Source organism: Methylophaga nitratireducenticrescens (genome assembly GCF_000260985.4).
Taxonomy (GTDB): domain Bacteria; phylum Pseudomonadota; class Gammaproteobacteria; order Nitrosococcales; family Methylophagaceae; genus Methylophaga; species Methylophaga nitratireducenticrescens.
The window spans coordinates 299,530-313,781 of the sequence record NC_017857.3 but is presented as its reverse complement, the minus strand read 5'-3'; the positions used below and the strand labels follow the sequence as shown (position 1 = coordinate 313,781).

The window sequence follows — 14,252 nt, the reverse complement described above, 5'->3', positions numbered from 1 at the left end:
TCTCTTTTTCTAGTTCGGGTCTTTGTTTTATGCGTCGCGTTGCAGTTATTGATTACGGCATGGGTAATTTACGCTCTGTCTCCAAAGCTTTGGAAGCCGTGGCTGATAATGACACTCAAATATTTATTACCGCTGATCCTTTTACTATCCGTGAATCAGACCATATTGTTTTTCCGGGCGTCGGCGCCATTCGGGACTGCATGGAAGAACTCAAAAAGCTTGAACTTGATAAACTCATTAGCGAGATGGCCACACAAAAACCTTTTTTGGGGATTTGTCTAGGCATGCAGGCGTTATTAACGCATAGTCAGGAAAATCAAGGGTCTGATGGCTTGGGCATTATTAATGGTGACGTTTTGTATTTTGACAATGCGTTTGAGCAAGGGCTAAAAGTGCCACATATGGGCTGGAACGAAGTTGAACAGACCATTACACATCCTTTATGGCAGGATATCCCACAAAATAGTCGTTTTTATTTTGTACACAGTTTTTATGTGAAACCTGCTGATGAAAGCAAAATATCTGGTCGCTGTCACTATGCATTACCATTCGCTGCCGCACTGAGCCAGGAAAATCTGTTTGCCGTTCAGTTTCACCCCGAGAAAAGTCAGCATGCTGGCTTGCAGTTATTGAAAAATTTTATCAACTGGGACGGTCAGTCCTGACATTTTGTTTGATGGAGATAGTGTTATGTTATTAATCCCTGCCATTGATCTTAAAGAGGGTCACTGCGTTCGATTGCGTCAGGGACGCATGGAAGATAACACCGTATTTTCAGAAGATCCGCTGGCAGTGGCGACCAGATGGGTTGAAGCAGGTGCCAAGCGTTTGCATATGGTGGATCTGGACGGTGCTTTTGCGGGTAACCCGGTTAACGCTGAAGTTATTCACCGAATTTGTGCTGCTTTTCCAGATCTTGACGTGCAAGTCGGAGGAGGGATTCGCGACGAAGACACTATTCAAACTTATCTTGATGCGGGTGTACGTTATGTCATTATCGGCACGAAAGCCATTAATGCACCGCATTTTGTCGGTGATGTCTGCGCCGAATTTCCAGGACATATTATCGTCGGTCTGGATGCCAAAGATGGCAAGGTTGCCATCGATGGCTGGTCAAAATTGTCCAATCACGACGTAATCGATATTGCTCAGCAATTTGAACAGGATGGGGTAGAAGCCATTATTTACACTGACATCAGTCGTGATGGCATGATGCAGGGAGTAAATTTACAATCCACTCGCGATTTGGCCCGTGCCATTAATATTCCAGTAATTGCTTCCGGTGGTGTCACCAACTACGATGATATCAAAGCACTTTGTCACTACGAATCTGAAGGTGTAATGGGAGCCATTATTGGTCGTGCTATCTACGAGGGCACCATTGACTTGGCAGAAGGTCAGGCATTGGCTGATCGTTTAAATCCACCGCTGCAATTCTAACTAATATGGCTCTGGCAAAACGCATTATTCCCTGCCTGGATGTCGACGCTGGTCGTGTAGTAAAAGGCGTGCAGTTTGTCGACATTCGTGATGCCGGTGATCCGGTTGAAATTGCTAAACGTTATGATGAACAAGGTGCTGATGAACTGACCTTTCTGGATATCACCGCCACACATCACAACCGTGACACAATGGAAGATGTTGTCAAAGCGGTTGCCAGCCAGGTGTTTATTCCTCTCACTGTTGGAGGTGGTATTAGAACTGTAGCGGATATTCGCCGCATGCTGAATGCCGGCGCAGATAAAGTTGGTATTAACTCTGCAGCCGTTAAAAACCCGGATTTTGTTCGTGAAGCTGCCGAAAAATTTGGTTCACAATGTATCGTGGTCGCTATTGATGCCAAACGTGTTTCTGCAGAGGGGCAGACACCAAGATGGGAAATTTTTACCCACGGCGGTCGTCATCCCACCGGTATAGATGCTGTTGAATGGGCAAAAAGAATGGTACTGCTGGGTGCTGGTGAGATTTTACTAACCAGTATGGATCGTGATGGCACCAAATCCGGTTTTGATTTAGAGCTAACCCGAGCCGTCAGTGATGCGGTTGTGGTGCCGGTGATTGCCTCAGGTGGTGTGGGTAAATTGCAGGATCTGACTGATGGCATCAAATTAGGTCATGCCGATGCGGTACTGGCCGCCAGCATCTTCCATTTCGGTGAACATACGGTGGGCGAAGCCAAACAGCAAATGGCAGAACAAGGTATTGAGGTACGTTTATGACGGCATGGCTGGAGCAGGTCAACTGGGGAAACGATGGATTGCTTCCCGTTATCACACAAGAGTTTTCGACTAAGCAAGTACTTACTTTAGCGTGGATGAACCGTGAGTCATTGCAGCTAACTGCCGAAAACGGCCACGCTGTTTATTGGTCACGATCCCGGCAAAAACTGTGGCATAAAGGTGAACAATCCGGCCATCAGCAAATCATCAAGTCTATACGTATGGACTGTGATCAGGATGCCATTTTGCTTGAAGTTGAACAGATAGGTGGCATCGCCTGTCATACTGGTCGGCATCATTGTTTTTTTCTGGAACTGCACGATGGCGAATGGCAAGCCACCGAACCAGTGCTGAAAGATCCAAATGAGATATATCGATGAGTGATACCTTGCTGAGACTGATGGCGGTGCTAAATGATCGCAAATATGCAGATGCTGACAGCTCATATGTAGCCAGCCTGTATGCTGCTGGTACAGATAAGATTTTGAAAAAACTGGGTGAAGAGGCCACAGAAACCGTCATTGCAGGAAAAGCTGGCGACAAACAGCAAATTATCTACGAAACAGCCGATCTTTGGTTTCATTCAATGGTATTACTGGCGCATAATGATATTGATGTTGAGGCCGTTTTACATGAGCTGGATCGTCGATTTGGCTTATCAGGCCTCGAAGAAAAAGCCAGCAGGAGCAAAAAATGACTGATTGTATTTTCTGCAAAATTATTGCCGGTGAGATTCCATCCGCGAAAGTTTTTGAAGATGATCTGATCTTTGTGTTCAACGATATTAATCCCAAAGCCGCCGTGCACCTGTTAGTGATTCCAAAACAACATATTGCCAGGCTGGATCATCTTGATCAGAGTCATCAGGAGTTAATTGCACATATGTTTCTTAAACTTCCTGAACTGGCCCAGTCTCAAAGCCTAAAGACAGGGTTTCGCACAATCATAAATACCGGACCAGGTGGTGGTCAGGAAGTCGATCATTTACATATTCATTTGTTAGGTGGAAAGAATCTGCCTGGCTTTCATTAGGAGTACAGCATGGGATTTGGTGGAATCAGTGTATGGCAATTATTGATCGTCTTGGTCATCGTCATTTTGCTTTTCGGCACTAAAAAGCTCCGTTCTCTTGGCGGTGATCTGGGCAGTGCTATTCGCAGCTTCAAATCCTCAGTCCGTGACGGCGAAGAGGAACAAAAAAATGATGCCAGCAATCTTAAACATGACGACAATAGTGAAAGCCAACAAAAGCAGCAGCACGAAGAACACGGCTCAACTAAACGATAATCACCGTGTTTGATATTGGGTTTTGGGAATTATTATTAATTGCTGTCGTTGCATTGATTGTTGTGGGGCCGGAAAAGCTCCCTAAAGTTGTTCGTGTCTGCGGTTTATGGATTGGCCGTGCCAACGCCTCACTTCAATCGGTCAAAAACGATATCGCCAAAGAATTACGTGCCGAAGAAATCAAACAAGCTTTCAAAAAACCGGATGATTTACCCGATCTTAATGAAGTCATTGATATTGATGCTCCGGCAAAAACTAAACCGAATCTTTCAAATACAACTAATACTACTTCTGTAGATAAAAAGCAGGCTGAAGATGGAAAATAGTGAACAACAACCACTAATTTCCCATCTGGTTGAGCTTCGGGATAGGTTACTACGAGGAATCCTTGCGGTATTGATTATTGCTGTATGCCTATTACCATTTGCAAATGAGTTATATCTTATTTTATCGGCACCTTTAATGGAGCATTTACCAGAGACCAGCTCAATGATTGCCACTGAAGTGGCTTCACCTTTCCTGACTCCATTTAAGCTAACATTGACCGCCGCTATTATGCTGGCGATGCCAGTATTACTCTATCAGTTGTGGGCGTTTATTGCTCCAGGCTTGTATAAACATGAAAAGCGTATCGTTTTTCCCTTAATGTTTGCCAGTACAGTGCTGTTTGTTCTCGGTATAATATTCGCTTACTACGTTGTTTTTCCTCTTGTTTTTGGATTTTTAACACAAGCTGCGCCAGAGGGTGTGGCTGTGATGACGGATATCAGCAGTTATCTTGATTTTGTCCTGAAATTATTTTTTGCTTTCGGACTGGCCTTTGAAGTGCCTATCGCAACCTTACTGTTAATCTGGAGTGGTGTTTCCACTCGACAAAGCCTTACTGAGAAAAGGCCTTATGTTATTGTGGGGGCATTTGTGATTGGAATGTTACTTACACCACCTGATGTAATTTCCCAGACACTTCTGGCTGTCCCTGTTTGGTTGTTGTTTGAATTGGGTCTGCAAGTATCACGATTTTTACCTAAGATGAAAGGCTCTTCCGAAACCACCTCCTAGCCGTTAATTGTTATAACGCATTCGGGTTCCATGCAATAAAGACAGGCTAATTTCTTCAGCGGTTAATTGTTCCGGAAAATAGACCCCAGAAATTTTTGCCCCATGAATACTTGCCCCTTGTAGACTGACACTTTGACTAAAGTCGATTCCACGCAAATCAGCCTGACGGAAGTAACTGTTACTAAAATCAAGACCGTTGGCAATCAATCCCTGAAGATTAAGATGGCGAAAATCACAACTGGTTAAGTCAACAGATTCACCCTTTGCAATGCGGTGATTGAATTCTTCAATTTTTCCATCTCGCAATAATTGGTAAAGAAGTTCTTGAGTGATTTTAGGTTTAACCATATTCTCGTGCCTTATACGGTGATATCAATTGTGCCGCCAGGATTTTCAGGGTCAAAACCTCCAGCTTCATTTTGAGCAACTTCATTTACCACTGCGGTCGTTTGCAAGCTGGTGGATTCCTGTTCCTGAACAACTGTTGTTGAGGCTGTTTCACTATTTTGCTGGGTAGGAGACTGTCGTCCTATCAACTGATTTTCTGTAGACAGAGGGTTAGTCAATGTTGGTTGACCACTAAAAGGGGCAATACCTGGAATTTCCATCTTTCTGCTCCTAAATAAAATAACACCTACAGATTACTCTTCTTACTGAGCCATTGTAAACGCAGGCATTTGAAAAACCATGATTTTCTCTCAAAACTCAGTAATCTCTGCTACTTTTGTTTTTCCGTTTTTTTTGCTCCCGTTGTATCTGCATGCTATAGAGGAACAATAGTTGCGCGCAGGAAAAGCCTTTATATTTTTTGGGTTTCTTATTCTTTCATTTAGGTCTTAATTTGTGATTAAAAGAGTATTGGTCGAGTCAGCATCATTAACCATATACACGTATCTCGCCCCCAATCGGGATCTTACTCAAAAATATTTACTACTACGCAAGTCCATTTGTTCACATTACACTCTTAAGTACTTTAGGAGTAAACTGAGATAAATAAAAATGGAGTTGTATATGCAGCAAATGAAAATTGATCAGCTCGAAGTATTATTACAATTTGATCCCAGTAATACTTTGCAAGGAATTAAAATTCACCATTCAACCGCTCGTGAAGGTCTGGTGGAAGCAGCACAGAAATTATTCGATAATGGCCTGATAAGCCAACCTGATGGCGGTTATCTTACCGATCTCGGCCATGAAGCTTCTGAACATTTGCATACTGCTTTACAGCTGATGTCGCCAGCGAATTAAACCCGCTGATAAACCTCGAAGCTGTAGGTATAGTCATTTTTCTCATCGGCCGGGTGGGATTCCTGGCTGAGTAATTGCCATTGACTTTCATCCCACGCTGGAAACCATGTATCTCCTTCAAGTTCGGCATGCACCCGAGTCAGGTAAAGTATATCGGCGGCATCAAACATTTGCTTAAATAGCGATGAGCCGCCTATAACCATCAACTCTTCAGCATCCCCAGCTGCGTTTAACCCATCCTCGATGGAGTGAACAACATCACAGCCTGGCGCCTGATATTCCGGCAGAGAGCTCACCACGATATTTTGCCGTCCTGGAAGAGGACGGCCAATAGATTCATGAGTATGGCGTCCCATTAAAATGGGTTTACCCATGGTGATACGGCGAAAGTATTGCAGATCAGCAGAGAGTCGCCAGGGGAGATCGTTATCCCGCCCAATTAATCCATTTTCATCCATTGCTACTACAAACGCCGTTCTCATCGGTCACCTCATTCAATAACTTTGGCATAGCATAGCATTGCTGATTTTTTATCCGGTATTATCAATTCAACTATGAAAATCAATAAATCGGGTAAATGATGTTGAATATGTTGGGATCGCTGATAGGTGGCTTGGGTTTGTTTATGCTGGGGATGTGGTTGATGTCTGACGGCCTTAAACAAATTGCCGGGGAAAGGCTCAATCAAATCCTTAAAAACTGGACTAACAGCCGTCTGCGTGGCTTAAGTGCGGGTTTTCTGCTCACCGCGATTATTCAACATTCAGGTGCAGTTACTTTGGCCACGATTGGGTTTGCCAATGCCGGTATTCTCAGCCTGCGTAGAGCTATGTGGATTGTATTTGGCAGCAATGTTGGTACGACGGTCACCGGATGGCTGGTTGTGCTGATCGGTTTCAACCTGAATATTGAACATTTTGCCTTACCGCTAATTGGAATAGGCATGGCGATGCGCTTATTAAACAGTAATCGAGCCTATGCGAATATCGGATTGGCACTAACCGGTTTTGGCCTGCTGTTTATGGGTATAGCGGCCTTAAAAACAACCTTCTCAGGAGCTGACAGTTTATTTGATCTGCATTTCTCCAGCGGATTATTGGCCATTGATATTGTGATGTTTGCGTTGGCGGGTTTAATTCTGACCACTTTACTGCAATCTTCCAGCCTTACTTTAACTCTTGCATTGACTTCGCTCGCTGGCGGAATCATCGATTTATTACCTGCCGCTGCAATTGTGATTGGCAGTAATCTCGGCTCAACGACGACAGCTATATTCGCCGTTATCGGCAGTCAGCCGGTCGCTAAACGTATTGTCGCCAGTCATGTTCTTTTTAATCTGCTAACAGCTATCGTCAGTCTTATTTTGCTGGTGCCGTTAATCTGGATTATCCATTGGTTTCAGCAATTAGTGGTTGAGGATGTCCAATTCACCACTACTCTGGTTTTATTCCACACCGTGTTTAATTTATTAGGCGTAGCACTTATCTGGAAGCTGGCCGATCCCCTGGAAAACGGGTTGAAAACGAAATTTTCAGCAACGGATGAAAATATTGCCGAAACCAAATATCTCGATAACACCACATTAAAGATACCCAATCTGGCAATCACCTCCATTCGTCTTGAATTAATTAGACTGAATAAACATGTTCTAAAAATGGTAACTCACTGTATCCATAAAAACCGTTCCATCAGCTGGTTAAAACAGCAACACGCTTTTACCGAGCAAAATATTTTAAAAATTGGCAACTTCAGTCACAAACTTTATCAACAACACATCAATGAACAAATTGCTGAAAAAACGGCCGATTTATTACGCGTTTCGCAGTACTGTGATGCAATTTCTGCCTTAACCGTTGCTATCGCTGAAAATCGTGCTTTATCTAGTCATCCGATTGAGGCCCAACTGCAGCAACAGCTCACCAATTTTAATGTGGATTGTTTATTGCTGATTGATATTTCTGCTTTAGATAAGCTCAATCCATTCTTAAAAAACCAGCTCGACAGCCTGGAAAAAACCTATCTTTCCTTAAAGTCTTTGTTATTGCGTCGAGGTGCTGAGGGAAGACTTTCAATCGCCCGCATGGAAAAAGAATTACAAGCCATATCTCAATTACGAAGAATTTGCCAGCAAGCCGTAAAAGCCAGTCTGTTTTTTTCCAACAGCCAACTCGATCATCCGATAGATAAACCGTAAAAAAGGACTTAACAACTACGGTATGCTTTGCTTATAAAACATGGCATAAGCTGTGGATAAGATTACCTGTGGATAAGTCGTTAAGTTATCCACAAGAGATCGATCCCGCAACGATAAACTTATACACAATTAGATCATTCTTTAACGTAATGAATAAAAAGGCTTTTCAGGATTAATACAGCTATCCACAGGACTAAAGCATTAACATCATTAAAAGATCTCTTTTATTTAATTAGTATTGTTTAATGAGTTGCATTGTCGAAATTGCCTTAGCTTGCCCCTTGCGCCAGACGTTTGATTATCTGAGCGATGAACCAGTTGAACACTGGCAACCTGGTATGCGTGCTGTCATTCCATTTGGCAGCAGACAGCTGATAGGAATCGTCATTGCCATCAAACCTGTCAGCGAGATTTCTACCGATAAACTCAAAAAAATCGAACAGCAAATTGATAAACAAAGTTTTTTACCAGTTGAAATCATGCAGCTGGTACAGTGGGTAAGTCGTTATTATCATCATCCTATTGGCGAATGCTTTCAGGCGGCATTACCCAAGAAACTCCGTCTGGGCGATAGTGATGAAATGCAAACCGAAACCTATTGGGCCTTGCAACAGATACCGGTAAATAAACCCGGTAAAAAACAACAACAGATTCTGGATTTACTGGAAGACTATCCGGAAGGACTCAGTGAAAAAGCATTACGAGTCCAATTTGGCAACGTGAAAAGCAGTTTGACTACTTTGGCACAACAAAACGTAATTACTGCCAGAGAACACGTTGCATTACCGGTCCCCTGTCTTGAGTTGCAACAAACTGTTTCATTAAATAATGAGCAAAAACAGTCTATTGAAAAAGTTCTTGCGGAAAAAGGACAGTTTTCATCTTTTTTGTTGCACGGTATCACCGGGAGTGGCAAAACAGAGGTTTATATTGAAATATGTCGTGAGTTTGTCGAAAACCAGCAACAGGTTTTAGTGTTAATTCCAGAGATTGGATTAACCACACAGTTTGTTGAGCGTTTCCGTCATTCCCTTGCGGCCAACATCGTTGTTATAAACTCATCGGTCTCAGATGCTGATCGTAAACAGGCCTGGTTATTGGCCAGATCGGGTAAGGCCGACATTATTATCGGTACCCGCTCTGCAGTTTTTACGCCCATGCTCAATCCGGGACTGATGATCATCGATGAAGAACATGACAGTTCCTATAAACAACAGGATGGACTGCGTTATCACGCCAGAAATGTGGCATTAATGCGGGCTAAAACCTTGAATATTCCCATTGTGCTGGGCAGTGCAACCCCTTCTCTGGAAACTCTTTACCAAGTAAAATTAAAGCGTTATCAATTACTTAAGTTAACTAAACGTGCTGGTGGAGCGACACTACCCAACGTTAAGCTTATTGCTGCCAATAAAACGGCAGATAACAATGGCTTAAGCTCAGTGTTAATTAACTCGATTAAAAAACATCTGCAGCAAAATCACCAGGTTTTATTATTTATAAATCGTCGTGGATTCGCACCGGTTTTGATGTGTCATGAATGCAACTGGCAGGCCAATTGCCGAAGTTGTGATGCCAAAATGGTGGTTCATCAACATCAAAACAGATTGTTTTGTCATCATTGTGGTTTGATCCAGACATTGCCGAAAAAATGTCCAGAATGTGGTCATTCCGAACTTAAAAGTTATGGCGTCGGAACAGAAAAAATTGAGCAGGCTCTGACAGCCATTTTTAACGATATACCGGTTTTACGGATTGATCGAGATAGTACCCAACGGGTCAATGCCTTTACCAATATGGTCAAACAGATTAATCAGGGTCAGGCGGCTATTCTGGTGGGTACGCAGATGCTGGCCAAAGGGCATGATTTTCATGATGTGACACTGGTCGGTGTTGTGGATGCTGATCAGGCGTTATTCAGTGCTGACTTTCGAGCCACTGAGGGACTGGCACAGTTAATTACTCAGGTGACTGGTCGGGCTGGACGTGGCAAAAAGTCGGGTGAAGTGTTGATACAAAGCGAACAACCGGAGCACCCTTTCTGGAAAAATTTACTGCAGGATGGTTATGAAGCTATCGCTGAAAATTTATTAAAAGAGCGAATTCAGATGGAGCTGCCACCCCATGGTTTCTGGGCAGTCTGGCGCGCTGAGGCACAAGAAGCCGATTTGGCTATGCAATTATTACAACAGGTTGCCGAATTATTGCAACAAACTGCATCACCGGTAATGATTTTAGGACCGGTTCCAGCGTTAATGGAAAAACGTGCCGGTCGATATCGGGCACAATTGCTGATGCGATCCGCAGATCGTGCGTCGTTGCATCAATTAATCGATCAGCATATCGAAGCTGTCAGCAAGCTTAAACTGGCGCGAAAAGGTCGTTGGTCGATTGACATTGATCCTACTGAATTAATCTAATCGGCTGGATGATGTCATCCGCTAGTCTGATCGGTTAAAATGCGCCATCACAATTCTGTTATCCGGACTTCATTACCTTGAAAGACCAATTAAAAGAACTTATTGAAAGTGCTTTAGCTTCGTTGATTGCCCAACAAAGCCTTCCTGCAGATGTTTCATCGGCTGATGTTCAGCTGGAGCGAACCAAAGATCGCAGTCATGGTGATTTCGCCAGTAATATTGCGATGGTATTAGCCAAGCCTGCCAAAATGAATCCTCGGCAGATAGCGACATTGATAGTTGATGCGCTTCCACAGCATGAAATGATCGAGAAAGTAGAAATTGCCGGTCCAGGGTTTATTAATTTCAGCTTATCCGCTAGCTCAAGACAGCAGGTAGTGGCAGATGTCTTGAAAAAAGCCGGTCAATTTGGTCTGAGCAATTACGGCAATGGTCAGAAAGTCCAGGTGGAGTTTGTTTCGGCCAATCCAACCGGACCACTGCATGTAGGCCATGGACGTGGCGCAGCATATGGTTCAGTAGTCAGCAGCTTGTTAAAAGCCGTAGGGTTTGATGTTCACCGTGAATATTACGTAAATGATGCCGGCCGTCAGATGGATATTCTGGCCACCAGCGTCTGGCTGAGATACCTGGAAAAATGTGGTGAGCAGTTTACTTTCCCAAGTAACGGTTATCGTGGTGAATATGTCTTAGATATTGCTGAAACATTAAAACAACAGCATGGAAATGCATTGTTACATCCAGTATCTCTGGTTTTTGATGGTGTTCCGGCGGATGAACCCCAAGGTGGTGATAAAGAGCTGCATATAGATGGGCTGACACAACAGGCCAAACATCTTCTCGGTGCAGATGTGTATCGTCAGCTGTTTGATTTGGGCCTCAATGCCATTCTGGATGATATTCGTAATGATTTGGCTGGGTTTGGTGCCGAATACGATGAATGGTTTTCTGAGCGTTCACTGGTGGAATCCGGTGTGGTTGATAAAGCTGTTGAACAACTGAAAGACGCCAATATGCTTTATCAGCAGGATGGTGCCTGGTGGTTCAAATCCACTGATTTTGGCGATGAAAAAGACCGGGTGGTGGTTCGTGACAATGGTCAGGCAACCTATTTCGCTTCTGATGTTGCTTATCACCTGAATAAATTCAATCGCGGCTTTGATCAGATTATTGATATCTGGGGCGCCGATCATCATGGATACATTACGCGGGTTAAAGCCTCCATGGAAGGGCTGAATCAGGATGTCAGCAAGCTGAAAGTCTTACTGGTACAGTTTGCTGTGTTGTACCGTGGTAAAGAAAAAGTCGGTATGTCGACGCGTAGCGGAGAGTTTGTCACATTACGCGAACTACGTGACGAAGTCGGTAAAGATGCTGCCCGTTTCTTTTATGTGATGCGCGGTGCTGACCAGCATATGGATTTTGATCTTGAACTGGCAAAATCACAAAGTAATGATAATCCGGTATATTACGTTCAATATGCTCACGCACGTGTCTGCAGTGTTTTCCGTCAACTGGCAGAAAGGCAGCTGAACTGGGATGAACAGACAGGATTACAGAATCTGTCTTTATTGACTGAAGAGCATGAACAGGCTTTGTTTACCATGTTGTCACGTTATCCCGAAGTAGTGGAACTGGCAGCTATAACGCATACCCCCCATTTATTGGCGCATTTCCTAATGGATTTGGCACGTGATTTTCACACCTACTACAATGCTCACCAGTTTATGACAGATAATATTGAGTTAAGTCAGGCACGGCTGACGCTGATCACCGCCGTCAGGCAGGTTATTGCCAATGGTCTTGGGTTAATGGGCGTTTCAGCGCCACAATCAATGTAAGAGGTTTTTTTGTGGCAACCAGAAGAAATACTCGTAAACAGTCTTCAAAACAAGGCGGAAGCATGCCTTGGGGACCAATGTTAATTAGTTTTGCCGTAGGTGCTTTTGTGATGTTTTTATTGCACCTGAAAGAAAATGTTCCAGCGGATCAACAACAGGCAAAAACCACTCAGCAACAGCCAAAAAAATCGAGTGTGGAACCCACTTTTGATTTTTATACGTTATTACCCGAAACTGAGGTGGTGGTAGAAAAGCCCAAAACGATTGCCAATCAACCCCAGAAACCAATCGTTTCCTCGCCACCTGAAGAAATTTCGGCAGCACCAGAGCAAACTGAGCAGGCCGCAGCTAAACCATCGGAAGATGCCGTCAGTTACATGATTCAGGTTGGGTCGTTCAAAAAACTTGAAGATGCGGATGGTTTCCGGGCCAGATTAGCCTTTTTAGGTATTGAATCAAAAGTACAAACCGTCACAATTGATAATACCGATACATGGCATCGGGTGCAGGTTGGACCGGTGGTAGGACGAAGTAAGGCTGATGCATTACAGAAACAGTTACGTGACAATGATATTGATTCACTCCTGCTAAGGGCGAAGCATGGATAACGCCATGCACATTTCTGCCGAATGTCCGGCTGGGCTTGAAGCAGGCCATAATGGCCCCAGTGTATTTAATTGAAAACTATCGAGGACAGCGATATGACAGAAAACAGTACGGCCACCGTTTGGCATGAAGTTGCCAGTCCATTTTGTGGAATAGCGTCCGATGATCTGACGATAGAGGTCAACGGCAATACTGTTAAAGTGCTGGAAAATGGCGATGCTGTCACCCGGCCCGGTTTTGAAACACCTATCACTGATACTCAGCCCCGAATTAACGGCAAAGAAGTCACACTCGATCAGGCCGTATCACATATTGCTGATTTACTGATTAATAGTAAACAGCCATTGATTGCCGGTATGGGGACCGACTTAAACGGTGCGCGTGCAGCGATGGCGCTTGCCGATAAAAGTGGCGCCACCATCGACAGTTATTATTCTCCAGCCGCATTTCGCAATATCCTGGTATTACAGGATACGGGCTATATGACCACCACACTGACAGAAGTCAGAAACCGGGTGGATTTATTAGTGGTTGTCGGTACTGATATTGAATCTACTTTTCCACGTTTTTACGAACGCATGGTGTGGAACAAGGAAAGTATGTTCGGTCAGGATATTGAGTCTCGTGAAGTTATTTATTTAGGCAAACCTCCAAGTGGTGATGCCTCCACTTCACCAAATGGTAAAAAGGCCCAGGTTATTGCCTGTGATAATGCGGATTTACCAGAAGTCGTATCTGTTTTACGTGCTTTAGTAAAAGGTAAACAGATTCAAGCTGAAACCGTCGCGGGTGTAGCCGTGAGTGATTTAACCGCCCTGGCAGATAAATTAAAAGCTGCTAAATATTCGGTAGTCACCTGGTCAGCTGGACAGTTAGATTTTGATCATGCAGAAGCGACTATCCAAAATATTTGTGAAATGATTAAAGAGATCAATGCGACGACGCGTAGTAATGGTCTGCCGATAGGTGGAAAAGAAGGCGACGCGACAGTGAATGCTGTCGCCTCCTGGCAAAGCGGCTACCCAATGCGCACAACATTTAATCGTCGTTTTCCGGATTATGATCCATTTTTAAACGACAGCAGACGTATTCTGGTGAATGATGAAAGTGATCTTTTAATCTGGGTATCCAGTTTCAATACAGCGGTAACACCACCTCAATCATCGGCGAATACCATTGTGCTTGGACGCAGTGGTATGCAGTTTGAAACGGAACCGGAAGTCTATATTCCGGTCGGTGTTCCCGGGATTGACCATGAAGGAAGAGCCTTCCGCAGCGACAGTGTGGTTTCAGTGCCACTCAGAAAATTACGCGACAGCGGCTTACCCAGCGTGTTTGAAGTTCTCAGTGCGGTCGAACTGGCCTTGTAAACGGAGAG

The 14,252-nt window shown here is 44.0% G+C and carries 18 protein-coding genes; 15 read left to right on the top strand and 3 right to left on the bottom strand.

Annotated elements, in window-relative coordinates; translation table 11 throughout:
- Positions 1 to 29 precede the first annotated feature (29 nt).
- Genes hisH through tatC form a run of 9 tightly spaced genes read left to right on the top strand, consistent with a single transcriptional unit; the run spans position 30 to position 4,565 of the window.
- Positions 30 to 665: an imidazole glycerol phosphate synthase subunit HisH gene (hisH, locus tag Q7A_RS01420; RefSeq protein WP_014705538.1), complete on the top strand. Its 636-nt coding sequence runs from the start codon at positions 30 to 32 to the stop codon at positions 663 to 665.
- Positions 666 to 690: 25 nt separating this feature from the next.
- A complete protein-coding gene (hisA, locus tag Q7A_RS01415; protein ID WP_014705537.1) occupies positions 691 to 1,440 on the top strand; it encodes a 1-(5-phosphoribosyl)-5-[(5-phosphoribosylamino)methylideneamino]imidazole-4-carboxamide isomerase in 750 nt (249 codons plus the stop codon).
- A gap of 5 nt (positions 1,441 to 1,445) precedes the next feature.
- A complete protein-coding gene (gene hisF, locus Q7A_RS01410) occupies positions 1,446 to 2,219 on the top strand; it encodes an imidazole glycerol phosphate synthase subunit HisF (protein ID WP_014705536.1) in 774 nt (257 codons plus the stop codon).
- Positions 2,216 to 2,599, top strand: a complete 384-nt coding sequence (hisI, locus tag Q7A_RS01405) for a phosphoribosyl-AMP cyclohydrolase (protein WP_014705535.1) — start codon at positions 2,216 to 2,218, stop codon at positions 2,597 to 2,599. Before hisF ends, hisI begins: the two co-directional genes overlap by 4 nt.
- The gene (locus tag Q7A_RS01400; RefSeq protein ID WP_014705534.1) at positions 2,596 to 2,916 is read left to right on the top strand and encodes a phosphoribosyl-ATP diphosphatase; all 321 of its coding nucleotides are present in this window, start codon (positions 2,596 to 2,598) and stop codon (positions 2,914 to 2,916) included. The genes hisI and Q7A_RS01400 overlap by 4 nt, the downstream gene beginning before the upstream one ends.
- Positions 2,913 to 3,251: a histidine triad nucleotide-binding protein gene (locus Q7A_RS01395; protein ID WP_014705533.1), complete on the top strand. Its 339-nt coding sequence runs from the start codon at positions 2,913 to 2,915 to the stop codon at positions 3,249 to 3,251. The genes Q7A_RS01400 and Q7A_RS01395 overlap by 4 nt, the downstream gene beginning before the upstream one ends.
- Positions 3,252 to 3,260: 9 nt before the next feature.
- Positions 3,261 to 3,506 (top strand): Sec-independent protein translocase subunit TatA, encoded by a 246-nt coding sequence (tatA, locus tag Q7A_RS01390; RefSeq protein WP_014705532.1) that lies wholly within the window; start codon positions 3,261 to 3,263, stop codon positions 3,504 to 3,506.
- Positions 3,507 to 3,511: 5 nt separating this feature from the next.
- Positions 3,512 to 3,832: a Sec-independent protein translocase protein TatB gene (gene tatB, locus Q7A_RS01385; RefSeq protein ID WP_014705531.1), complete on the top strand. Its 321-nt coding sequence runs from the start codon at positions 3,512 to 3,514 to the stop codon at positions 3,830 to 3,832.
- The gene (gene tatC, locus Q7A_RS01380) at positions 3,822 to 4,565 is read left to right on the top strand and encodes a twin-arginine translocase subunit TatC (RefSeq protein ID WP_014705530.1); all 744 of its coding nucleotides are present in this window, start codon (positions 3,822 to 3,824) and stop codon (positions 4,563 to 4,565) included. The genes tatB and tatC overlap by 11 nt, the downstream gene beginning before the upstream one ends.
- 3 nt (positions 4,566 to 4,568) lie before the next feature.
- On the opposite strand, the gene Q7A_RS01375 is transcribed toward tatC, so the two are convergent.
- The gene (locus tag Q7A_RS01375; protein ID WP_014705529.1) at positions 4,569 to 4,913 is read right to left on the bottom strand and encodes a pentapeptide repeat-containing protein; all 345 of its coding nucleotides are present in this window, start codon (positions 4,911 to 4,913) and stop codon (positions 4,569 to 4,571) included.
- Between the two features lie 11 nt (positions 4,914 to 4,924).
- Positions 4,925 to 5,173 carry a hypothetical protein gene (locus tag Q7A_RS01370; RefSeq protein ID WP_014705528.1) on the bottom strand — a complete coding sequence of 83 codons (249 nt, stop codon included), beginning with the start codon at positions 5,171 to 5,173 and terminating at the stop codon, positions 4,925 to 4,927.
- Positions 5,174 to 5,576: 403 nt separating this feature from the next.
- On the opposite strand from Q7A_RS01370, the gene Q7A_RS01365 reads away from it, so the two are divergent.
- Complete coding sequence (locus Q7A_RS01365) at positions 5,577 to 5,813, top strand: TIGR02647 family protein (protein WP_014705527.1); 237 nt, start codon at positions 5,577 to 5,579, stop codon at positions 5,811 to 5,813.
- Here the strand turns inward: Q7A_RS01365 and folA are convergent.
- Entirely contained in the window at positions 5,810 to 6,295 is a 486-nt protein-coding gene (gene folA / locus Q7A_RS01360) for a type 3 dihydrofolate reductase (RefSeq protein WP_014705526.1), read from the bottom strand. The genes Q7A_RS01365 and folA overlap by 4 nt on opposite strands.
- Before the next feature lie 95 nt (positions 6,296 to 6,390).
- On the opposite strand from folA, the gene Q7A_RS01355 reads away from it, so the two are divergent.
- The 5 genes from Q7A_RS01355 to Q7A_RS01335 all read left to right on the top strand — a co-directional run bounded on the left by Q7A_RS01355 (position 6,391) and on the right by Q7A_RS01335 (position 14,244).
- Entirely contained in the window at positions 6,391 to 8,007 is a 1,617-nt protein-coding gene (locus Q7A_RS01355; protein WP_104934270.1) for a Na/Pi cotransporter family protein, read from the top strand.
- A 245-nt stretch (positions 8,008 to 8,252) separates the two neighbouring features.
- On the top strand, positions 8,253 to 10,427 hold the full coding sequence (locus Q7A_RS01350; protein ID WP_014705524.1) for a primosomal protein N': 2,175 nt from the start codon (positions 8,253 to 8,255) through the stop codon (positions 10,425 to 10,427).
- A 77-nt stretch (positions 10,428 to 10,504) separates the two neighbouring features.
- Positions 10,505 to 12,268, top strand: coding sequence for an arginine--tRNA ligase (argS, locus tag Q7A_RS01345; protein WP_014705523.1), 1,764 nt, complete (start codon positions 10,505 to 10,507; stop codon positions 12,266 to 12,268).
- Positions 12,269 to 12,279: 11 nt separating this feature from the next.
- Positions 12,280 to 12,876 (top strand): SPOR domain-containing protein, encoded by a 597-nt coding sequence (locus Q7A_RS01340; protein WP_104934268.1) that lies wholly within the window; start codon positions 12,280 to 12,282, stop codon positions 12,874 to 12,876.
- A 93-nt stretch (positions 12,877 to 12,969) separates the two neighbouring features.
- Positions 12,970 to 14,244, top strand: a complete 1,275-nt coding sequence (locus tag Q7A_RS01335) for a formylmethanofuran dehydrogenase subunit B (protein WP_014705520.1) — start codon at positions 12,970 to 12,972, stop codon at positions 14,242 to 14,244.
- Positions 14,245 to 14,252 lie beyond the last annotated feature (8 nt).